The sequence below is a fragment of the Bacteroides sp. AM41-16 genome (genome assembly GCF_003603495.1).
GTDB lineage: Bacteria > Bacteroidota > Bacteroidia > Bacteroidales > Bacteroidaceae > Bacteroides > Bacteroides uniformis.
Genome location: NZ_QTNE01000001.1, coordinates 80,364 through 101,858 on the forward strand (window position 1 = coordinate 80,364; position 21,495 = coordinate 101,858).

The 21,495-nt window shown below is 42.5% G+C and carries 20 protein-coding genes; 2 read left to right on the plus strand and 18 right to left on the minus strand.

Annotated elements, in window-relative coordinates; all coding sequences use genetic code 11:
* Window positions 1-346 precede the first annotated feature (346 nt).
* Genes DW896_RS00370 through DW896_RS00385 form a run of 4 tightly spaced genes read right to left on the minus strand, consistent with a single transcriptional unit; the run spans window position 347 to window position 2,814 of the window.
* Window positions 347-1,426: a competence protein CoiA family protein gene (locus DW896_RS00370; RefSeq protein ID WP_117720826.1), complete on the minus strand. Its 1,080-nt coding sequence runs from the start codon at window positions 1,424-1,426 to the stop codon at window positions 347-349.
* Window positions 1,427-1,468: 42 nt separating this feature from the next.
* Window positions 1,469-1,894 (minus strand): GIY-YIG nuclease family protein, encoded by a 426-nt coding sequence (locus tag DW896_RS00375; protein ID WP_117720827.1) that lies wholly within the window; start codon window positions 1,892-1,894, stop codon window positions 1,469-1,471.
* A complete protein-coding gene (locus tag DW896_RS00380) occupies window positions 1,878-2,564 on the minus strand; it encodes a hypothetical protein (RefSeq protein ID WP_117720828.1) in 687 nt (228 codons plus the stop codon). The genes DW896_RS00375 and DW896_RS00380 overlap by 17 nt, the downstream gene beginning before the upstream one ends.
* Window positions 2,565-2,574: 10 nt before the next feature.
* Window positions 2,575-2,814, minus strand: a complete 240-nt coding sequence (locus DW896_RS00385) for a hypothetical protein (protein WP_117958694.1) — start codon at window positions 2,812-2,814, stop codon at window positions 2,575-2,577.
* A 141-nt stretch (window positions 2,815-2,955) separates the two neighbouring features.
* Here DW896_RS00385 and DW896_RS00390 point away from each other — a divergent pair, with 141 nt between their 5' ends.
* Window positions 2,956-4,236: a DUF3440 domain-containing protein gene (locus DW896_RS00390; protein ID WP_117958695.1), complete on the plus strand. Its 1,281-nt coding sequence runs from the start codon at window positions 2,956-2,958 to the stop codon at window positions 4,234-4,236.
* A 79-nt stretch (window positions 4,237-4,315) separates the two neighbouring features.
* Here the strand turns inward: DW896_RS00390 and DW896_RS21575 are convergent, their stop codons facing one another.
* The 4 genes from DW896_RS21575 to DW896_RS00415 form a co-directional block, all read right to left on the minus strand.
* Window positions 4,316-4,846 carry a hypothetical protein gene (locus DW896_RS21575; protein ID WP_171030430.1) on the minus strand — a complete coding sequence of 177 codons (531 nt, stop codon included), beginning with the start codon at window positions 4,844-4,846 and terminating at the stop codon, window positions 4,316-4,318.
* Complete coding sequence (locus DW896_RS00405) at window positions 4,836-5,360, minus strand: glycoside hydrolase family 108 protein (protein WP_119992652.1); 525 nt, start codon at window positions 5,358-5,360, stop codon at window positions 4,836-4,838. The genes DW896_RS21575 and DW896_RS00405 overlap by 11 nt, the downstream gene beginning before the upstream one ends.
* A gap of 22 nt (window positions 5,361-5,382) precedes the next feature.
* On the minus strand, window positions 5,383-5,724 hold the full coding sequence (locus DW896_RS00410; RefSeq protein ID WP_117652696.1) for a hypothetical protein: 342 nt from the start codon (window positions 5,722-5,724) through the stop codon (window positions 5,383-5,385).
* Window positions 5,725-5,982: 258 nt separating this feature from the next.
* Entirely contained in the window at window positions 5,983-6,576 is a 594-nt protein-coding gene (locus DW896_RS00415; protein WP_119992840.1) for a master DNA invertase Mpi family serine-type recombinase, read from the minus strand.
* A gap of 72 nt (window positions 6,577-6,648) precedes the next feature.
* On the opposite strand from DW896_RS00415, the gene DW896_RS00420 reads away from it, so the two are divergent.
* Complete coding sequence (locus tag DW896_RS00420) at window positions 6,649-7,065, plus strand: hypothetical protein (protein ID WP_119992654.1); 417 nt, start codon at window positions 6,649-6,651, stop codon at window positions 7,063-7,065.
* A 743-nt stretch (window positions 7,066-7,808) separates the two neighbouring features.
* Here DW896_RS00420 and DW896_RS00425 read toward each other — a convergent pair.
* The 10 genes from DW896_RS00425 to DW896_RS00470 form a co-directional block, all read right to left on the minus strand.
* Complete coding sequence (locus tag DW896_RS00425) at window positions 7,809-8,384, minus strand: hypothetical protein (protein WP_119992656.1); 576 nt, start codon at window positions 8,382-8,384, stop codon at window positions 7,809-7,811.
* A gap of 71 nt (window positions 8,385-8,455) precedes the next feature.
* Window positions 8,456-8,848, minus strand: a complete 393-nt coding sequence (locus DW896_RS00430) for a hypothetical protein (protein ID WP_119962336.1) — start codon at window positions 8,846-8,848, stop codon at window positions 8,456-8,458.
* A 75-nt stretch (window positions 8,849-8,923) separates the two neighbouring features.
* Window positions 8,924-9,316 carry a hypothetical protein gene (locus DW896_RS00435; RefSeq protein WP_119992661.1) on the minus strand — a complete coding sequence of 131 codons (393 nt, stop codon included), beginning with the start codon at window positions 9,314-9,316 and terminating at the stop codon, window positions 8,924-8,926.
* A gap of 64 nt (window positions 9,317-9,380) precedes the next feature.
* On the minus strand, window positions 9,381-9,734 hold the full coding sequence (locus tag DW896_RS00440) for a pyocin knob domain-containing protein (protein WP_119992664.1): 354 nt from the start codon (window positions 9,732-9,734) through the stop codon (window positions 9,381-9,383).
* Window positions 9,735-9,821: 87 nt separating this feature from the next.
* Window positions 9,822-10,265, minus strand: a complete 444-nt coding sequence (locus DW896_RS00445; protein ID WP_044469051.1) for a hypothetical protein — start codon at window positions 10,263-10,265, stop codon at window positions 9,822-9,824.
* 25 nt (window positions 10,266-10,290) lie between these two features.
* Entirely contained in the window at window positions 10,291-15,810 is a 5,520-nt protein-coding gene (locus DW896_RS00450) for a hypothetical protein (RefSeq protein ID WP_243634814.1), read from the minus strand.
* A gap of 29 nt (window positions 15,811-15,839) precedes the next feature.
* Window positions 15,840-16,256, minus strand: a complete 417-nt coding sequence (locus DW896_RS00455) for a hypothetical protein (RefSeq protein ID WP_117945649.1) — start codon at window positions 16,254-16,256, stop codon at window positions 15,840-15,842.
* Between the two features lie 3 nt (window positions 16,257-16,259).
* Window positions 16,260-20,852, minus strand: a complete 4,593-nt coding sequence (locus DW896_RS00460; protein WP_119961651.1) for a tape measure protein — start codon at window positions 20,850-20,852, stop codon at window positions 16,260-16,262.
* A gap of 2 nt (window positions 20,853-20,854) precedes the next feature.
* Window positions 20,855-21,103 carry a hypothetical protein gene (locus DW896_RS00465; RefSeq protein WP_226790325.1) on the minus strand — a complete coding sequence of 83 codons (249 nt, stop codon included), beginning with the start codon at window positions 21,101-21,103 and terminating at the stop codon, window positions 20,855-20,857.
* The gene (locus DW896_RS00470) at window positions 21,049-21,435 is read right to left on the minus strand and encodes a hypothetical protein (RefSeq protein WP_119992667.1); all 387 of its coding nucleotides are present in this window, start codon (window positions 21,433-21,435) and stop codon (window positions 21,049-21,051) included. The genes DW896_RS00465 and DW896_RS00470 overlap by 55 nt, the downstream gene beginning before the upstream one ends.
* Between the last annotated feature and the right edge of the window lie 60 nt (window positions 21,436-21,495).

Consider the following 21,495-nt stretch of genomic DNA (forward strand, 5'->3'; position numbering starts at 1 on the left):
AACACATATTTCCATCGCACGTTCAACAACGTACTCTTATCTCCGACAAAACCTCAGCCGCATAAAAGCTGAGGTCCAGCATGTTCCTTTCAATATCTACAATCAATTAGAGCACACAATGTTGGAACATTCTGTAAATCCAGTATAAAGAAACTGCAATGGCTGAAAGAAGGACTATACTAACACTATACACCGGATTCTACTATAAAGACAAATGTGTTTCTGAAATTCCCTACGTGATTTGAGGGAATTTTTATAAAAGAAAAGGCACGCAAACGAAAAAGCCCCGACATGTCATATACAAGGTATGAATTGTTACTGAAATATGAACAAAGGAAAAGGCAACTTATTGGGCTACCTTTCCTTTTATATAATCTATTCCCTCATTCCCCATACCTTTTTTCCAGATATTATATGTAATATATGATAAATAATCACAGTTTTCATTTATAATATTTTTATCAATACTGAACTCATTACATCTTAAAGCCTCACTGGATTTGCAATGCCTTTCAATACCTTTTTTCTTATACAAACAACATATCCTCTCGCTCGTATAATAATTCGTTTTATAATATTTACATAAGAAACAATTTCTCACATTTTCATAATTTTTATAGGCAATTACCCAACCAAAAGTCAAAGGATCTATAGTACGATTAGTATAATAATCGAATGTAATCTCAAATATAGCAGATGAATATCGATGGGTATATTCATTACAACTAATACGCTTATATAAACCTTTCATTGATTCTAATAATACGAATTTATTGAGTTGCATCCCACATGTTCTAGTAATCCCATCTTTACGCCTAAAATTATAAAACATTGTTGTTTCATCTTCTGAAATTATTCCATTTCTTATAATATCGTCTAATTCATATTCGGAGCTTAGAGCAACTTCAATAATACGCATCCCAGATTCTATCTTCTCCTTCTCACATTGATGTGAAACTAAAATCTCAATAAAAATAGGCTCATGTCTATTTTCAGAATCAGAAAGAAGTAAATCAGCCCGGAAACCTTTATATGTTTTTTCTCGAGTGATTACATTGTAATAATTCTTTAAGTTAAAAGATCGGCTCGATTTTTTCTCACAATAAGAAGTATAGTCATCATGATTCCATAGACAATGTTCAAAATTAGAGCATCTATCTTTTGTTCTAAAAGAGATATTTAATGCACTATCTGAATTAAACCACTCTTCAATTCTTTTCTTGGCAAGAGCATGAAGATAAGTTTCGTAGCTACAGTTTTGCGGTCTTATCTTATGAGCATAATGCTTTACTTTAATAGAACCTTCTTTTACAACCATTTCTCCTTTGCAATGAGGACATCGATATTCTATTCCTTTCTGAGCATTTCCAATACCAATGCAATTTTCATTCTTATCAAGAGCATACGTATATTTGAGTTCTGCCATATTAAAGAATCATGCTTTATTCAACAAAAGTCATATTCATTTTTATCTTTGAAAAATGGAATTATCAGTCGTCTGCACGTTGGCTAATAAGAATTCTTCTAAAGCGGCACATTCAAAAGCCGAATCAAATGGAACCGCAATAGCTGCAATATATTTAGGTGACGTGCTCCAATAAGGGCTTCTAACCCGGCATTTCCCTTCACCATCATAACAAAAATAACTTCCAAGCCTTCTGCCAATGGCAACGGATGATTTACCTATATATAGCACATTGTCCTTATCGTCCATAATCAAATAGACTCCAGGCCTATCGGCATATGGGTAGCATTGGGGCCAGCAGTTTTCCATATTCTCTTTCCCAGGAAACAAATCATACTTGTTACTAACTGAAAAACGTGTAAGACTTGGGTGACGATACTTCTCTTCGTATAATCTCACTAATTTTAAAACCTCATCTAATTTTGCCATTCTTGGTTACTCTGTTTTTTAAATCATCGAATCCCTTTTGCCAAAAACACATATCTACAACTTTCATTGATGGATAGTGGTAGTGAAGTTTTTCAGAAATATATCTTTGGCATTGCTGTATTGTATCTTTATTGCTCTGAGAACAATCAATTATCCGCTTTAATAATTCTTCGTCAAACTGCTTGCCTTGACAATGAAATGCCCGCTTAAACAAGTCATCCAATGCAGGAACACAGCCAATGGTTCCCAACATGATTTTAGTAATCAGAGTATCTGTCGCAGCAAGGTTTAAGGATGAAGTCTTATTTTCCGGTTTATAATATGTGATTTTACTGTAGTAATCTTTGAGCGCATTGTACAACTTCATTATTTGAGAAACATCATCCATTGTAAACCATTCTTTTCGTAGGGAATGAAATTTCCTTATTATGTTTACGGCATCCATATGAATCGTATAATCTTTCCAAAGTATTCCACAACTACCTCTATACATTCCCCAACTCGCTAAATAAAAAGCAAGGTGAAGAGATAAATAGTCTACTGAATCTAAATTACCGAATGCCGTATAGCAATATTCCCATGATTTAAAGCGATGATTTGAGTCTTGAACCATATTACTCAAATATTTTTCAACGCTACTTTTTTCTATGTCTAAAATAGGAAATGTCATTTCTATATAGTTAATTGTTTGACTCAATAAATTCCTTCAACCGATACAATCTATCAATGGCCGGATTGTAGAAAGCATCCGGATAGTGCTGCTTAATATCGCAGATATTCGCATTAACATACATAGAGGTGTCAAAAATATGTTCTGCCTCACTTAGCATCACCTCCTTGGGTAACTGGGTTGTTTGTGCCCATTCGATTATTGCCTTGACGGATTCCTCGTCATAGGAATATTTACTTTCTTCTGCCATAATTGCTATTTATGTTTTTATGAATTAGCCTGCACAAATATAGATAATTGAAGCCAATTACAAATGATATAGAAGCCGAAGTTATAGGAAATATTGAGGCTTTGCATTAATTTTGTCACTACTTATAATTTTTTACACCATATGAGCCCAAAGAATGTATATGAATTAATCCAGGAAAGACTGGAAGTGATTTTTAAAGAGTTCGACAATATATACATTTCCTTTTCAGGTGGAAAGGATAGCGGAGTGTTGCTGAACCTATGTCTGGACTATATGCGTAGGAACCGGCTGAAGCGCAGGATTGGAGTGTTCCACATGGACTATGAGATACAGTACAGTATGACCATTGACTATGTGGACCGGGTATTGGAGGCAAACAAGGACATGCTGGACGTGTACCGTGTCTGCGTGCCTTTCCGTGTAACGACCTGTACCTCCATGTACCAGAACTACTGGCGTCCCTGGGACGAAGCAAAAAAGGAAGCATGGGTCAGAGAAATGCCGGAGGGCGCAATGACTGTAGACGATTTCCCTTTCTATAACCGCAGGATGTGGGACTATGAATTTCAGACAGAGTTTTCCCGTTGGCTCCATCAACGGAAAGCTGCACGGCGTACCTGCTGTCTGGTGGGCATACGTACCCAAGAAAGCTACAACCGTTGGCGCACAATCTATCGAGGTGTGAAAGAGCAATATAAGGATTACCAATGGAGCACGAAAATCGGTGAGGGTGTGTATAACCTATACCCACTGTTCGACTGGAAAACGGAGGATATATGGATTGCCAACGGCAAATTCCGATGGGATTACAATAAACTATACGACCTCTACTACCAAGCCGGGGTAAGCCTTGACCGGCAACGGGTGGCAAGTCCATTCATCAGTGAGGCCATTGAGAGCCTTGCCTTGTATAAAGTCATTGACCCCAATACTTGGGGACGGATGATAGGACGTGTAAACGGAGTCGGCTTTGCCGGACTTTACGGCAATACCCGTGCGGCAGGAAGGAGAGCGATACGTCTGCCGGATGGATATACCTGGAAGTCATTCATGGAATTCCTGCTTTCGACCCTGCCGGAACATACCAGGAGAAGATACCAGGCCAAGCTGGAAACCAGTATCAAATTTTGGAAGGAAAAGGGTGGAGTTCTCAGTGATGAAGTCATACAGAAGCTGAAAGACCGCAATATCCCCATCCAGGTAGGTGACAGCACCAACTATAGGACAGACAAGAAACCAGTACGAATGGACTACCTGGATGACATTGACATAGAAGAGTTCCGAGAAATTCCCACCTATAAGCGTATGTGTATATGTATCCTGCGTAACGACCATACCTGCAAGTATATGGGGTTCGCCCTAACCAAGGAGGAGAATGAAATGAAGAGCAATGCCTTGAAAAAATACAAGGATATTTTATAAATACTGCATTGTACAGTAAACATATAAAACTGCCCCGACTTTCGCAAGCCAGAGCAGTCCAATTTATAAATTTAAAGTCTTATGATGAAGATTGTCTGTTGCGCCAATGTTTTACTATCAGCATAACGACAATCAAAACGGTTACACAAACACAAGCAAAACCAATTTGTTTAAGCAAGGTGGATTCTTTTTTTTCTTTTATAGTTTCTGACCGTTTTTCCTCACGGGTATTGGAAATGGTTCTTTTATCAGCCTTGACACTCGTAGTATCGGCTACTACCGTCTGTCTATCCTCCTTCTTATTGAAATCACCTTCTACATGACCGTCAGCCAATAACGGAGATTTCCCGGTCAGGCTGTCGGGCGGTTTTCTTGTATCATAGATACGGAAATCAATCACATAGTTACCATTAGCGGTAATGAGTTCGCTCAAAGAGGTACTTGCCCCATGTACGATATCGACCGATTCACTCGTGCTGTCCTTTCTGATTACTTCTGCATCGGACTTGACAGTTTTATGAGAGCTGCCACATGATAACAATAGGAACAGACACATGAAAGGAGCCAGCAATATATGCCGGCTTACCCAGTTCATAACCTTAGCCAACATAGGCAATGTCATTTATACGGTTCATCCAGCCTCTCTTGAATTTATTGTTAGCCGGACGTTTCCTGCATATATCCTCAATGAAGTCGAACCGTGCAATCTTAATCATGTCGAACAACTCACGCGGGTTCCTGGCATTCACCGCAGCAAGTGTCTTAGGTCCAACAATGCCATCTACAGAAACACCAAGCAAGCGTTGAGGTATCTTTATTCCGTGTGCACCGGATGCCCACACCCAATCGACAAGGATATTAGCAACTGATTGCGATTTAATATCGTCAGCTTTCCATCTGTCCCAATAATGCGGCTTGAGCACCCGGTTAACGACATCCTCACGGGTAAGCAAACGCAGGTCATCCACGTCTATATCACCGTCACCGTCCTTGTCATAGCCGCATGATTTCCACGTGCCGATAGTCACACCCATATTCGTAGCCCCTCCCAAATCGTCAGGGTCATTTACAAAACCGCCTTCCCACTTTAGGATAAACGGCGCTAATTTATACACATTCGCCATTCTTATTTTCCTCCTTATTCAATTAATACCCATTTTGCGGTTCTCTATCACCGCACTTCTTTCTCTCACACCGTTTCAGTGCTAGTTCCAGTTTCAAGTCAGAATTAGTTTCCTTCAGTGTAAACAGCTCATCCTGTGCCTTACGGAGCCGGTCAGTCTGCTCCACAAACCGCTGTTCCTTCTCCGAAAGCTGCTTCTGCAGGAACTCGTTGTACTCCCGTAATGCCTTGAACTCCTCGACATCAGCATGTGCGTCCTCAATACGCGCATTGGTCTTGCGCGACATCCACCACTTAATAAGCTGCTTGATGCCCTCGATGCCACCGAGGGCGGTCACCAGCATAACCCAATCATTCATATCCATTTCACCAATTCATTTAATAATCTACTAATAACCATTTTTTGTCCGACACCGCACAAATGTACATCAGGCAAAATCAAACAAGTTGTTGAATTACAATTTTCCACTGACATTCCGTGACAGCAAAAGTAATTGCTTCCACAACCTTGAAAAAGGACATAAAAAAAGAGCTCGATGACAACATAAGTCGCCACTAAGCTCTTGGTATTTATATACATTTCTACAAGCAAATATAGGAATTTATATTTGAAATCCGATTACTTATTGCATCCTTTTTAAATGTTCATCCAATGTTTTAGGATTGCATTTAAGCTTACGGCAAATAGCAGCTTTACTATAGCCATAGTCAAGCATAGTTTGAATGAGTTTTTCCTTACCCGTCAGCTTGTAATGCGAGTTATGCCCACCCTTATGCCGCCCTAATTTCTGTCCTTCGGCAACACGCCTGGCAAGTCCTTCTTTGGTCCGTTGCGAAATCAAATCACGTTCAATCTGAGCTGACAGACCAAAAGCGAAGGCAAGAATCTGAGACTGTATATTGTTACCCAACTCATACTTCTCCTTTACAGTCAGAACAGTGATTTTTTTTTGCATGAGAGTGTTTAGAATGCTCATCACTTCCATCAGACGACGCCCAAGACGACTAATTTCAGAGCAAATAAGGGTATCACCCTTTTTAAGTTTTTTCAGCAAAGCGCCAAGCTTCCGTTCTTTTGCAGACTTGGTACCGGATATGGTTTCCGACACCCATTTGTCTATTTGCAGTTCTCTTATCTTACAAAATTTCTCTATCTCGAATTTCTGATTCTCAACCGTTTGCTTATCTGTTGAAACACGAATGTATGCGTAAATCATTTTTGTGGTGAAGATAACTTTAATCATTAGCCTTACCAAAACAGAATTCAATCGCCCCTTAAATGTAAGAATATGGCAGATAAGCAAGATATTAGAGAGAATGCGATGAGTGGTGGAACACCTACAAGATTACGTGGACTGGCGGCAAACGGCAACAGTATATCACCAACATTGGAAGAGGTAATGAACGCAATGGGAATATATACCTATAGCTTTACATTGGCGGCAAAAGAGGAAAAAGACCTTGGCGACTTGGGGTACGGTATGTATTTGCTTGCATCCCCCAACAATGCAGCAACTGCTATATTTGCTTTTGGTTCCTATTCAAAAGGTTTTGTGTCAGATGCAGGTTCAAATTTTTACTGTGATTATACAGATGGGACTAAAGGTGTTGCTTTCGGTCGAAAAACGACAAATGGTAGCTTTTTTATCAAAAACAACAGAAGCACTGAAACATACATAGTTTTAAAAAGGATTGGTACCTTATGATAGTGGTTCTGCAAGCCATGTGGATTTTCATTTGTGTATTTTGTGCGAAAGCAATACTTTTGCGCACTATTGTAATAAATAGGCACAGAAGTGTATTTTGTTCGCGAGAATAGAATGCATGACAAAGCTGCTGATTTGTCTGTACATTATTGGCTCATTTTACTTTCATCTCAAAGATATAATGTACATGACAAATAATGTTTTAGGTTATGCCCGTTCTGACCGAGATGGTCGGAACGGGTTACAAGAGAATTCAAACAGACCATTGACTTTCCATTTCTCAGCATGTCTTGCATGGGATTTGTTCCTTTAAAATAAAAATTATACCTTTGGTGCATTGACAACCCGATAATCATGCCTTATTTGTGAAGATAGTGCATGATTTAGAAGGCATTGGCAACGCCATAAAGCTGAATTCGGGTTGCCACCCTATCTCTTTCTTTTGCGCATTGGACAGAATGTTTGTTTGCTTGTTAAATTACACTTCATACCTTTTATAATGGATGTCCAATGTGCGCAAATTAAGCCCGTTCAAGCCGAGATGGTTTGAGCGGGTTTTGTTTGGCATTCTGATTGATTATTATTAATTTTACCGCATGTCCTTTTTAGGCATAGTAGTCTTTTTTAGGGTTATAAAGTCTGAAGAGTCAGACTGTTATAAACTCATATTAATTAACTCTCTTTCTCCGTCTTGTCCGTGAGGATAGGACGGATTTCTATTATAGGCAGAAGATTGGAAAGACTTATGAAATGGTAATTTTATTTTCCTGGGCATGAGAACCCATAACATATTCCGATGTTACCGCTTCCATAGAGAGAATTTGGTTCTTGTTCCCATTAACATTGGATATAACATACAACATAAGATAGCCACCAGAATGGTTTGGGTATTTACTGTTTAAATAAAAACTGAAAGTATTGTCATTATCAACGTAGCATACGATATAGTTACATATTGTTGAACTGTAATTTTCTTTGGATAGACGACTGTCTGCGAATTTGTTCTCCCAATACTTTATATTAACAGAGAAATTCTCATTACTCATATTGTTTTGGTTAAAACCTATAGAGCATTGCAACCTTATGGCACGATATTGCGCCACACTTATTGCAGTTCTAATTATAAAGCCTTTTACATTTCCAGCTGAAGGAGTGGAAAATAACTTTGGAAATAAGCCTCCTATTAATGTATTCATCACATTTGCCAAATCACTCTTCTTTATTTTCCCCTGGCTACCATCTGCCAGTTCTACATATACATACGGTGCATCACTTACTATCTGGAACTGGTTCATTGCTATATCCTGCTTCTCTGCCATATTCTTATATTTAAGGGGCAGAAGATAAGGCAGAAAAAGTAGAATGAATAAATTGCTTTATTATAGGTAATTTATATTTGCCTCCAATTAGTATAAAGGATGGCATCCCCATTGCTATAGCCTTCTCTGATATACGTGAGCCTTCCGCTTACCATCTGAAAGATAAATTGGCTACCACTGGTATCTCCTTTAGATGAACGCTGCACATGAATACAAACACCATATTCTATCGGTGAATTTTCTGTCTTTCCTATATAAACAACACTTAAACCTTCATTTAAAACCTTGTATGCTTCATTCAAATCGTTTAAAGATGTGATTCCAATTCCCTTAATAGACAGTAATGCACTTAATGAGGGAAGCTCCATCTTAGCTTGCCCACTATCTGTTTTTTCCCCATACACATACTTCATACTTGTGACTACCGGAAACTGGTTCATTGCTATATCCTGCTTCTCTGCCATATCTTCCTTACATTTAAGGGGCAAAGGATACGGCAGAAGAAGATATGGCAAGAAATAACTATTTAAAGAAAGAATTTATACAACATTAATTTTCAATATGATTGAGGAGGACAGTCCGTTTTTGATGGCATATTTACCAAGTCCGGTATTATAAATACAGATTTTATTAGCGTTATCAATGTTCGAGAACCTATCATCCCCTATAATATAAGTAGAAATCCATCCTAATAAAACCATACATCCAACGCCTGCACTTGACGTATAGTAAACAAATAGGGTATTGTATGAACCTACATTTAAGGAATAAATCTCTCCAGCTTCAATCTCGATATTGAACTCATCTCGTTTTGGTAATGCTTTTGCCACCTCTGTCAATGTCGGACTAATACTATTACCATTTGCATCCAACCCACGCAACCGTTTCGGAGTACCGCCACTCATTGCATTTTCCTTAATATCATCTGCCATACTATGCACATTTAACGGGCAAGAGATAAGGCAAAGAAGTGAAAGGGTAAATAAAGCGTTCTGATTAAGTAAATGTTATAGACTTCCAATCTCCCCAACTAACACCTATATCTGGAGATTTCCTTTGTTTTATACCATCACCATATAAATATAACTGAATAATATAGTTATAAGCTTTAAATACCACCAAAATACCATATCCTGCGTAAGGAATATTAGGAATTGCGCTACTATTAACTGTATAGTAGCCAGCATCAAGAGAATTATTTGCATCTTGAACTATACCTCTATATTGAAACAGTGCACTCAACAAATTACCGGGAGCGATAAGTACACTATCCATGCCCTTTAGTCCTCTCAGATAATCCACTGTATTGGTTATAGTCATCTGGTCTTCTCTTATATCTTGCTCTGCCATATTCTTACATTTTAGGGGCATAATTTCCGGATGGAAATATTACCCGATTTAACATTTTAATAATTAACTCGTTTTGTAAATTATAAATCAAATTTTTCCGTAATATCTGAAGAACTCAAAAGGAGTTCTCACATCCAGATAACCGTCTACCTCTTCGTTAGCTTCCGCTTCCATCTCAAACGCGGAATTGCCGTAAGCCTTATCACCTACATTTATCCAACACCGGTTACGGCATAAGTGATAAACGTATGAAATCGCATACTCCAACCCATACTGAAGGTAGAACCACAACGGGCAAAGTAGATATACCCATAAGTTGAATCCGGTAAACAGCATGATTACCGTCAGCAGCACAGCCGAAGCAATCATACATTCTTCCCATTGGCGCACATGAATCGCCTCATGGTTAAGTGTACTCTGCTTCATCTCCTCCTTGCTTTTCTTGGTGAAGACGAAGCATCCCAATGTGATGGTGCTGTAACCCTGCCACAGCAGCCATTTCGCTAACTTGCTTTCATAAAAAACTTTCATACATCTTTCCATTTATATTAGTTTGTTAATTAACCGGGTTTTCGTAATCATGGTCACCCAAATCAGCATACGAATACGAAATGCCATTTTTATTGGTTGAAATCCAAACTCCTCCCAATGATATGAATTCATAAACACCAGGCTCTGTGATATGAGCCTTATTGCAATAATGGTATTGACCGTCAACCAACTCCATATCATTAAATCCGTCCGATGTCACAACTGACACATAGCCATATGTGCTCCCTGAAGAATTATTATATATGATCAAGGATATTTTCATACCCACACATTGGGCAGAGCTGGGAAGCATGTATTCACTTTGGCCTATTCTACTGGGACGCCCATTGCCAAAATCCGAACCAAAATTGGGGTTCAGGTAAAAGTAGCCTTCATTGGAACTAAACCCATGTATCTTTATGAATGCCGCTGTCGCTGTAATTTTTCCTTGAACATTGACTTCTCCAGTCTCACCATCAATGCTACAAGTGACATTTCCATTCTTATCCCTTGCCAGCACATTCTGTACCACCAAATCATCCACATAGATTTCATCGGCACGTATCTTTCTCGCTAAAGCCATATCCATAGCCACAAACATATACTGCTGTGCCGCCTCCCAATTAGCATCACCGTCTATCGAGGTAGGTGCGACAGTGACCGACGTACCGTAAGCCCGTACCCGAAACGGAATGGTTCGATTGTTGAATGTGGCCAGTACGATGTCATGGTAGTCTTCATTCCAGACATATGTGTTGCCTTTGGCGAAAAAACCTCTCGGACGCGGCTCGCTGGCGTCTCGTCCGCTTGCTCCGTCATAGCTGACACCCACTGATATCTCCGCAATGAAACTGTCATTCCATGCCGAAGCGTCCGCCTGGCTCTGATAACAGCGGACTGAAAACGTTGAATACCCTGCAGAAGCGTTGACCGTAATCTCGGAAGCCCTCGAAGGCCCTGCGATGGCGCTCCATATCCCGTTGCTGTACCCCCGTGCGGCCAGATATCCGTCCGGATAAGTCAATGTGGCGCTACCAAGCGTCCGCTTGGCATAGACGCGGAAAGCCGAAGGAACAAGCGACCCGGCACTGCTCACCCGTATATTGCTGCATGTACTGATGAGATAGACCATGCCGCCATCTGATGTCAGTTGTTCCCATTCGTCAGTGTTCACTTCTTCGGTAATAATATAGCCGTAGGACTTGCCGCCGTTCTGGGTCTGAGTGATTCGCCTCCCGTCATGAGTTGTCTGAGTCCATAGAGGTGGATTCGAAGTGTCAACCTTTGAGAGCCAGGAGCGACTCCCCATCGTACAGATGGTGAGCTTTTTGTATGGAGTATTAGCCGTGCGCCACTCACCGCCAGCCTTGACGGATTCGCCGTCACCGCCCGGTTTCCCAGGATTACCGTCGTTGCCATCCACAACCATGGGTATAGTTTCCCGGTCCACGACCTGCCCACCCACGTAATAGACAAATTGCAGCTGCGTCGTGAAGTTCTTCGGGGAGATGGACGTGCCGTTCTGTATTTCCACCTCCGAACCACCGTCCTTACTGTATTTCAGCACACCATCCGTCGTAACAGCAGTACTGCCACCGACCGACTTGGTGCGTGTACATGACACGCTTGCCACGCTGTAAGTACCGTCCTTCCGCTTGCTTACCGATGAGACGGAAGGCACCAGCCTATAGAGTACCGCATCACTGCCTGGATTACCGGCACGCACCCCGGTAATGGTGAACACCAACTCACGGCTTATATCAGTTCCTTGGATAGTAGCCGTAACAGTTATCCTGACTTCTGAGCGTGCAGGCATTGAGACACCGGCCTGTACGGTGAAGGCTATCACCCCCGTATTGACATTGTAGCTCTCCGTGACACCTGCCGGGGTCACGCATGAGATGGATTTCAACTGTAGCTTCTGCGTGCCGTACCACATGCCGACGGTCGTATTGAGCACGGACTGCGCAACGGTCTTTCCCTCATATGTCAAGGCAATGCTTTCCATCTCGTTGTCGAAATCGGCTACAATGGCAGACTCGCCGTCAAAGCCCCATTTGGCCCAGATGGCGGCCGGACTGAACGCGCTCCATACACCGTCTTTCTTAGTTCGGCAGCAAGCCCACTCGTATGGCAGGCTCTCGCTGACACCAATCGGGTCATCATGCCAGCCGGACGGCACGTAGTCATCCACCTGCAAGGTGGCTGGCGTAGGAGGCGTCACATTCTCTGTCGTATGTTTGAATATCCACTCATAGCCTTTTCCGTCCTTACCATCCTGGCCGTTCTCCACCAGCAGCTCATACTCAGCCGTGTTCAAGTCCCCGGTAATGGTATATCCGTAGCTCTTTCCACCGTTCTGCGTCTGCAGGATGCGTCTCCCCTCATTGGTCGTCTGAGTCCACATCGGAGGATTGTCGGTACCACCAGGAGCAATACAGAGGAACACACGTCCGGCCATCCTGGTAATACCCATGTAAGGTATATGCTTACCGGTTTCCCATTCACCGCAATTGGTAATGCTTGTACCGTCTGCACCCTTGCTGCCAGTCACACAGATGGCGTTCGTTGTGGTGGAAGTATCGTCAGTAAAGACTATCCTTGTCCGGGTCCAGATATACCAGCCGTTTTTCCACGCCGGAGAGTCTGTCTGCCACTCGCCTCCGGTTGTGGTGGCCGATGAAGAGGAAAGGTAGTATTCTTCGGTAATGGACTTGATGCCCTTGCCGTCGGCCCCCTGCCCACCACTGATACAAGCCGCTTGGGTGTACTTGACTTCGCCATCAGAATAGACAATCTTCGTCCGCGACCAGATATACTTGCCGGCTTCCCATTCAGGGGAGGTAGTCTGCCAACCGTCCACCGGGGCAATGACATTAGACACCGATATCGCGTATTCCACATCGGTAGACTTGATACCCTTGCCGCTTTCTCCCTTGGCCGCATATTTCAGCCAGTCGGCATTGCCGTCTGCCGGTTCTGTAGACGTGCCTTTCTCATTGACACATATCCATGAGCTGCCGTTATGCGTCACCTCATCATAATAGGCATACTTCTCACCCTTTTTCCACGTACCTTTAAATAGCGGTACCCGGAAAGCCTCGCCGGTGATGTCATCCACCTGGAATATCTTGCCGGACATGATGACGTGGCGAAAAACAGCCGAGTAGTTGTCGGCCGGAATGCCGTGAACTGTTCTGCCTTTCTTCTTGCCAATCCACGACATCTCTTGTGCCGGCTCGACATCCCAGGTATTGGCGTGGTCGAAGAAAGTGATGCAGTTGTTGCCGTTAACCGTATCAATCAGGATGTACGTCTGCCGTTCCGGGTCTGTAAAGTTACCCGTCTGGGCGAGTACCATCGCATCCCCCGGCTTCCAGTCGGTACCCGGTTTCGGCGTCATGACGAATGTCTTGGCAGTGTAATCGGCAGAAGTCACCCGGAACTTCATCTCCTCGAACCCCTGCAGCTTGCCTTCGGCGTTCTTGGTGACGAAGTAGGTGGTCAGAATGTCATCCACAAACTGGCTCAGCCCGTCGGCATCGGTCAGGTCAGGAGTTATGGTGTAGCTGCCGTCACCGTTGTCGCTCCATTCCTTGACCGTACATCCGCCTCCGGGAGAGGCGCACATTCTGCCTTTGAAATAGGTCACACGGTTATAGGCAATCTCCGGAACAAACACACGTTTGCGGAATATGCCCTCTTCCATTTCAAGGATGCCATTCTTGTCGATGCACCCTCCGGAAATACCAGTGATGAACTCGCCGAACTTGACCCAATCTCCGAAGGTTATGGGGAAGGGAGTGCCGTCAGCCTGGTCTTTTCGAAGGAACATAGCCAAGGAACGCAAAGCCGAAAACACGTTATTATCCGTGGCCGGTGTAGAGTCATTCCTTCTTATCACATACACGCCACTACTACCGCTGCCCGTATAGGTCTGTCCCTTCAGAGTAAGGCTCTCAACCTTCTCCTCCAGCTCCCCAATACGGGAATAGGCAGCGGTTTCCCCGACAGTATATATAGGGGAATCATAAGGCAGGTCAAGATTGAATTCAAATCCGATAATCCTTGACTGCCTTCCGTTCTCGAAATAGGCCTTGTTGATAAGGTTGACCTTTTGACCGATGCTGTAGAGGTTGTGAATGCCGTCCTCACTGTATGCGACATCCGACATCATCTTACAGTTATATGTAGAAGGGTCTATCTTAGACTTGGCAACGTACTTATCGGCTTTGTCCTTTAATTCCAACTGTGCTTCTGCTACCAGCCCCATTTCAGTTATCTTCATGGAATTCCAGCCTGATAAGATGTAAGTATCACCATTTTCGGGGATAAGCGCTCCATCTGGAAGCGGTCTGCCGTAGTCCTCATTCCTGACTATCTCCCAAAGCTGTGCCTCAGGGTTCCAGCCACCATTCCCCAGTTTCTCCGGCTTTCCCTCAGGGTCGAATGTCACAGCGAATTCCATACCATTCAACTTGCCGGATTGGAAAGTGATTTTCAATTCCTTGCCGGGAAGGATATAGTCCTTTGAGAAGGTAATGCCAGTATCCTTGAAGCGGTAGGCATTCCACTTCTTTTCAGTGGTAGTCCCGTCGGCATTTTCTATTTTGTCAGTGTATTCCTTGATGGTAATGTCCGACATCGTGCCGACCCTTCGGGGATAGACATCATCGAAGATAACCACTTGTTCAATGGCTTCCTCGGTGGTCATATCGGGATAAGCGTCTATATACGGAGTTCCTTCGGGCAACATTAAGCGTTTTTGCACCACGCCGTTCAGCACTACAGTCTCATCAACGGGGCGGTAGTCAGATGGGATATTCTTTGTTGAGCCGAAAGCATAGATACGGGTGGCGTAGGTGGACCGGGATTCTGATCGTGGCATTTCCTGCACGTTTTTCCCAATCTCGAAATCCACCGCATCGCCAGACTCACAACGTCCGAAATGGATGATGTTTTCAGTCACCCAGCATTCGCAATCCCATTTCTTTGCCATAGAGAAGCAGGCGTCAAGGATGTTGATGTTGTCATAAGTCATCAGTAGCGCCTTATTCTCTACAGTGCTGTCAATGGAGAAAACAAAATCTTGTCCTTTGTATTTGTAACCAAGAGCTTTTAAATTTCTAAGGACTATACCGGCTTGAACATCAAGTGAAGCGGTGAGATTCCAGGACGCTTCCTGCCCGGCCACTTCGGGGGTATATTTAAAGATTTTGTTTTTCCATTTCCAGTAGTGGGCGTCAAGCTGCAACTCATAGTCGTAGCCTGCGTTATCGGTGTTGAATACCGGCTTCTGCAAGTCGCACACCTCGAACAGCCCGAAGTCGCACTCCACGTATGAACCAAGTTTGAAGAATATAGGACTCTCCAAGGAGAACTTTAACGTGATGTAGTCCTCCTTCATAAGAGTAAACTTACGCTTGCAGCCTTCATTGGGAAGGGTAGTAAGCAGGATAGCACCGGATATGTCTTTGATGTCGATTTGTTCCACGTCTTCAAAGTTCGGAGATAAAAAAAAGAGTGCCCAATTTTGAGCACTCATATACGCAACAATCTCTCTATTGTTGGAATTTAATTTCTGTTTGCCGGATTCGGTTCGTTGAACTTGGCTGAAATTTTTCCGAAAGTTCGGTCTAAACTCTGTGCGTAAGTGACACTCTTGCCAGTATAAATAAGATGGTAAACTTCGCTACTATTAGCCGGAACTTGAATATCAATCTTGCCTTTATAAAGCTCATCGAAGAAAGCTTTTTTCTTTAATTGATAATCGGACTGGGAATTTCCTTCAATTGTAAAAGAAAGTGTTATTTCCCTCTCATCGACTTTAGGATTATTGATTATCACACGTTTTCCATGTTCTAACCGGGACTTATTCTCTATAAATTCTTTCATGGGTGATGATGCACCAAGTACATCAAGAAAGCCCTCTCCTATTCTTACCCCCCATGTTGTGTAGGCGTCTTGGGTATTTATCAATAAATCTGACATAGTTTATAATTTAGATGTATTGTTTTTCACTTCTGCCATATCTTTCTGAATTTGAATGATTGGTTTTACAATAGCTCCTGTATTTTCCGAAATCTGTACTAATTCAAGATAAGATTGTGCTATCAAATCTCGCGTATCATCAGCGATATTCCTTGTTTCCGTATTTATGGAAAGTAGAGCATCAGCTTTTACTGTTAGTAAATTAAGCGATTGAGATTGAATGATATTTTGATTCTTTATCTCTTCTCCTGCTATCTGCAGAGCAGTAAACCTACCGCTTAATTCTCCTGCATCTTCATGTGTCATTTCAGTACCGAACCCTCTGGAAGTTGAAGACTGGGATGTTGATTCTTGCGAAATCTTGTCATATCCGGTGGCTGCGGCAAGCTCGTCACGAAGCTTCATCGCTTCTTCAATGTAACCCATATACTCGCTGTTCAATGCATTTCTTTCGGATTCCGTCAAAGAACCATCCTCCATACCCTTTGCAAACTTCTCATACCACTTCTTTAGCTTGTCCTGATAAAGTGTTCCTATCTGCTCGGAGAGCATAGCTTGCATGAAGTATTCCGAAATGTCTTCGGCTGCATCTTTGGACGATGCTTTCATGTCCATAAGGGTATCTATGAAATTACTGTACACACCATCGAATGTAGTCTGTGTAAGCTGCTCGTTTATCTGATTATGGATTTCCTCAATACGTTCCTCCCCCTCGATAATCTTATCAAGATAATCTCTCACATCGCCATCTAATTTAGCCCAAAAAGTAGGCGCTTCTGACTTTAGTTTCTCCAACTGTTCAGTAGTCAGGTCAAACAATCCCGTCATGCGTCCGGTACCTATAAAATCCTTGGCGTCTTTGACAGACATGTCGAGCGCTCTGGCGATGTCCTGCCAGTCGCTTGACGAGGTGTTCTTTGCCATGCGCTTGCCAATGGAATGAGAACCGGCAGACGCACCGGAGTTTAATCGTTCACGCCCAAGTATTCTGTACGCCTCAATGCTTTTGTTGACAAGTTCAAGAGCCTCTTTGCCTACCTTGTCCGCTTCTGCTCCGTAGGATGTGTTGATGTACTCCAGCTTCTTGTCTATCAGCTCATCCCATATCTCATTGAGTTTGTTATATTCCTCGACCATCTCGTTATAGTGGGAATAATCGGCACCGAACATCCCATCCAACGCAGACACTACAGCGGAAATTCCAGAAACTGCACTCATTGCGCCTCCGACAATATCACCCGACATGATTTGCCCGACCCCGGATGCCGTTTGTCCTAAGCCGCCAAGCGCATCAATGGCGCTTGTTATCTTACTGTCGTCAAATCCGAATATGTCGGCGATACTTGAGCCGAACTCATTCAATGCAGGGGCAAAAGACGTCACAGCATTTCCTATATCGGTGATTCCTTGACCGGTTTTCTTGGAATCGTTGCCGCCCTTTTTTATGGCTTCTATCCCTTTCTCCAAGTCAGAGACGAAAGCCTGCCACGGTGATTTGCCTTTCAGCTCATCCTTTAGCCCTCTGATTGCATCTGTTACGTCCTTTATGGAGATTTCACCCTTTTCTATCTTTTCAATGTCCTTATCAGTGAATCCGAGCGCTTTCAATTCATCAAGTGTAACATTCGTTCCGTCACTTTCCTTTGTACCAGACATGTACTTGACAAGTGTTTCATACTTATCAATGATGGACTGAATAGCGGAAACGGACTTATTGCTGGCATCTTCAAAGAGGTCTGCCATCGCCTTTGTGGAGTGACCGAACTGTTCATCAAGCTGTTCAAGAGCCTTGTTCTTTTGGGCTACCTTGGAAGCGTACTCCGGGCTGTCGGTTTGCAGTTTGGCTATCTCGTCATTGTATTTCTGTACAAGGTTCTTCCGTTTTTCTTGGTAATTTCCGTACTCAATGAAGTATTCCTGCCAAGCCTTTCTGTCCGATTCCAGCTTCTTTCTGTTTACGTCGGAGATACCGGATTCCCTTCCTTTTGCTGCATTGGAAGCCCACATGCCAAGAGTAGACATTTGCTCGTCGGTTAGCTTGCCGCCCTGCAAACTTTCCCATTCCCTGCGCTGCTTCTTGATGGCATCAAGCTCCCTCTGATAGTCCAAGTCAATCTGCTTCAACTTCCTTTCCGTGCCGTCCTCCATGAGGTTGACTTCATCCTGCTGGTTTTTCCGACGAATGGAAAGAAGTTGTTCGGCAAGTTGTTCTTGCTGTTTAAGTCGGTTTTCGGCTTCTTTCTTGGCTTGATTTTCCTGCTTGATTAAAGAACTTCCGGTAATACCACCTAAATCTTTATAGGCTTTCTCTTTTGATAGCATATCTTCACGGGCCTTTTTTACCTGTTCCGATGTTGCTTGTTGGTCTTTCAAAAGAACTTCATACCCTTTCTTTGCCTCTTCCCAATCTTCTTTTGCTTTGGCAAGGTCTTGCAGGTAGGTTGTTTTATTCTTCTCTGCGTCAATTCGTGTCTGTTTAGTGGATTTTGCAGTATCTATAAGTGTTTTTATGTCTTTCACATTATAGATTGCTTCATCGGACAAAGTACCCTTAATATCAATAGGTAAACGGAGTTTCACAGTACCATTTTTACCTTTCCCTTTGATACTCTTTTCTAACTCAGAGATGTAGCGGTCAAACTCACTAATATCAACATCTTTAAGATTGGATATGAACTGTTCAGAGATACCTTTACCTTTATCAACAAGAAATTGGTCTCTATAAGAGCGAAGTTCTTTTAACTTGTTTATTTCCTGCTGTGTTAATTTACCACCATTGATTTGTTTGGCAGAAAGGGCATTTTCATAGTCTGAAACAGCTTTGTTAGCAGCTTCAAAACTTCTTGCAACTTCCTCGCCTGCGCGCTTTGCATCCTCTTTGGCTATTTGTTGTTTTAATTGAAGTATGTCAGCAAGTTTAATTGATTCAATATCGTATTGGGCAAATATCTTGGGATATTCGCTTCGTAATACCGCCAAACTTTCACCTCGCTGCAAGTCAGACAATGCAATATCACGAGAGCTTTGAATAAGACCGTCTATTTTTTGTTTCCGTTCGCTATCAAGCTTGGTCGCTTTTTCTTGTTCTTCATTATACCTCCTTGTTCCTTTTTCAGCAGCGGTTGTAGAATCTCTGAATGCCCACATAGTAGCTGTTAATCCAACAACCACCGTAGCCAATGCTACATAAGGATTAGTTAGCATAGCAGCATTTAAAGCTAACTGCGCTTTTCGTGCCAATAAACGGGCATTGATAAGTCCAATCTCCACAAGAGTATGTTTACTTTCGGCAGCAGTAACAAGCATCACTGCGGTCCGGTATGTACCATAAGTAACCACTAATCCAGCCAAGACCTTCCCTACTGTTTCATAATTCTGAATCAACGAAGTTGTCATTTGAATACCGTCCATGATAACACTTTCTGACTTAATTCCCAATTCGTTAAACACGGAATCCAAAGCATCCTGCATCATAGACAACTGACCATTGATAGTCTTTGAAGCATTCTCAGACATATTATAGAACTTACCACCTGCGGAAGTTGCATCAATGAATGCCTGTTGAACCATTTCAGCGGAAACAGCACCTTTGGACATTTCATCTTTCAAAGTTGCGATAGATTTTCCGGTCTTTTCGGAGATAATCTGTAACGGGTTGAATCCAGCGTTTATCATTTGATTCAGATCCTGCCCCATAAGTTTACCCGCTGCTGACATCTGTGAAAATGCCAAAGTCAGCGAATTGAACTTACTGGATTCCCCCATAGAAATATCACTAATGGCTTTCAAGTATTTGATAGTATCTTCTGCTTGTATGTTAAATCCAAGCATCATCTTTTCTGCTCCAACCATATCTGACATAGTAAGTGGAGAAATCTTAGCCAGCTCCTTGATTTGCGGAATCAGTCGCCCTGCTATATCTTCTCCAACCATAGTCTCAATAGCGGTCTGCATAGATTGAAATTCGCCACGCACACGAATCATTTCAGAACCTAATGCCTTTAATACTCCGGCGCCACCAATAACTGCCAGCGCTTTCTTCCAAGATATAGCGATACCTTCGTTAGTTTCTACTACTTGTTTCCCATCATTCTTATAAAGTGTATATTCATCCCGGAGTTTCTTTACGGAAAGACGCGCTTCGGCTTGCTGTTGGGTGAGGTTGAATAAAGCATCCCGTTCTTTACCGAGCGCTCTTTCTTGTTTGTTGATGTGATTAAGCAGTTCTTTATCTTCCCCACCTCTTGAAACGATGTTCTTATATAACTCCTTATTTTTACGAATAGTTGTTTGAAGAGAACCTATGGCACTCTTTTGAGCGATAATCTTCTCTGTGAACCCATTTACAGATTGGGAAGCATCGAAGATTTTCCTTTTGAATCCCGTTTCCATCTCTGCTCCAGCTTTGGCTGCATTAGTTACCAACTCATCCAATCTTTGATTAGATGCAGCAAGTTGAACATTTAAAGCCTTGAAAGCAGCAGGAGACTGCGTGCCATCCATGCTCATTAACTCTTGTTTTAACTTCGCAATTTCATTACGGAGCCTTACAACTTCTTCCCAGTCACTACCTACCTTAAAATATAATTTCGCCATATCTATTTCTTTTTCCTACGATTAGCCAATTCCTTACCACTGATTCTATTCACCTTCTGACCACCATATACTGCGTGTAATTTATCCCGTTGCATCATCAGCAGATTCCGATAAGGGATAATCTCAAACACTTCTGTATAACTCAGATGCAGCGTGTCAATCAAATGGGCTATCTGCCCGAAGAACGTTGTGTTTCCTACTGTTTCGGTCTTGCTGCCAGCATCGACACGTTCCTCATCGAGCTGACACACTGAAAAGCCGATATATCCATCATAGAGAAACAGACTTCCAAGGCATCTTTGACTTCTTCAAAAGTGCCGTTCTCCAATTCTTTGACCAAACTATCATTCCCGCAGATGAAGCATGAAATACCTTTCAGCATATCTTCAGTAGCTTCAGGAAGCTCTTTAATAGCCTCCATGATATTATCTCCTCTCAGGGCGATATCGGAAAAATGATGAATGGCACGACAGATAATTTTAATTGTAGGAGGTTTAATGGTATAAACCATCCCTCCTATCTCCACATTCTTGAAATCCAGCCCTAACAAAGCATCAGAAACCGTTTTTGCTGCTTGATTCATATTCTTAAACTAAAAGGGGGAATGGTATATATCCATCCCCCAGTTATCACTCTTGTGCTT

Excerpts from the sequence above, each read along its gene's own strand:
- DW896_RS00370 (WP_117720826.1), bottom strand. The coding sequence starts at position 1,426 with ATGGCAGAACTCAAATATACGTATGCTCTTGATAAGAATGAAAATTGC.
- DW896_RS00375 (WP_117720827.1), bottom strand. The coding sequence starts at position 1,894 with ATGGCAAAATTAGATGAGGTTTTAAAATTAGTGAGATTATACGAAGAG.
- DW896_RS00380 (WP_117720828.1), bottom strand. The coding sequence starts at position 2,564 with ATGACATTTCCTATTTTAGACATAGAAAAAAGTAGCGTTGAAAAATAT.
- DW896_RS00385 (WP_117958694.1), bottom strand. The coding sequence starts at position 2,814 with ATGGCAGAAGAAAGTAAATATTCCTATGACGAGGAATCCGTCAAGGCA.
- DW896_RS00390 (WP_117958695.1), top strand. The coding sequence starts at position 2,956 with ATGAGCCCAAAGAATGTATATGAATTAATCCAGGAAAGACTGGAAGTG.
- DW896_RS21575 (WP_171030430.1), bottom strand. The coding sequence starts at position 4,846 with ATGTTGGCTAAGGTTATGAACTGGGTAAGCCGGCATATATTGCTGGCT.
- DW896_RS00405 (WP_119992652.1), bottom strand. The coding sequence starts at position 5,360 with ATGGCGAATGTGTATAAATTAGCGCCGTTTATCCTAAAGTGGGAAGGC.
- DW896_RS00410 (WP_117652696.1), bottom strand. The coding sequence starts at position 5,724 with ATGGATATGAATGATTGGGTTATGCTGGTGACCGCCCTCGGTGGCATC.
- DW896_RS00415 (WP_119992840.1), bottom strand. The coding sequence starts at position 6,576 with ATGATTTACGCATACATTCGTGTTTCAACAGATAAGCAAACGGTTGAG.
- DW896_RS00420 (WP_119992654.1), top strand. The coding sequence starts at position 6,649 with ATGGCAGATAAGCAAGATATTAGAGAGAATGCGATGAGTGGTGGAACA.
- DW896_RS00425 (WP_119992656.1), bottom strand. The coding sequence starts at position 8,384 with ATGGCAGAGAAGCAGGATATAGCAATGAACCAGTTCCAGATAGTAAGT.
- DW896_RS00430 (WP_119962336.1), bottom strand. The coding sequence starts at position 8,848 with ATGGCAGAGAAGCAGGATATAGCAATGAACCAGTTTCCGGTAGTCACA.
- DW896_RS00435 (WP_119992661.1), bottom strand. The coding sequence starts at position 9,316 with ATGGCAGATGATATTAAGGAAAATGCAATGAGTGGCGGTACTCCGAAA.
- DW896_RS00440 (WP_119992664.1), bottom strand. The coding sequence starts at position 9,734 with ATGGCAGAGCAAGATATAAGAGAAGACCAGATGACTATAACCAATACA.
- DW896_RS00445 (WP_044469051.1), bottom strand. The coding sequence starts at position 10,265 with ATGAAAGTTTTTTATGAAAGCAAGTTAGCGAAATGGCTGCTGTGGCAG.
- DW896_RS00450 (WP_243634814.1), bottom strand. The coding sequence starts at position 15,810 with ATGAGTGCTCAAAATTGGGCACTCTTTTTTTTATCTCCGAACTTTGAA.
- DW896_RS00455 (WP_117945649.1), bottom strand. The coding sequence starts at position 16,256 with ATGTCAGATTTATTGATAAATACCCAAGACGCCTACACAACATGGGGG.
- DW896_RS00460 (WP_119961651.1), bottom strand. The coding sequence starts at position 20,852 with ATGGCGAAATTATATTTTAAGGTAGGTAGTGACTGGGAAGAAGTTGTA.
- DW896_RS00470 (WP_119992667.1), bottom strand. The coding sequence starts at position 21,435 with ATGAATCAAGCAGCAAAAACGGTTTCTGATGCTTTGTTAGGGCTGGAT.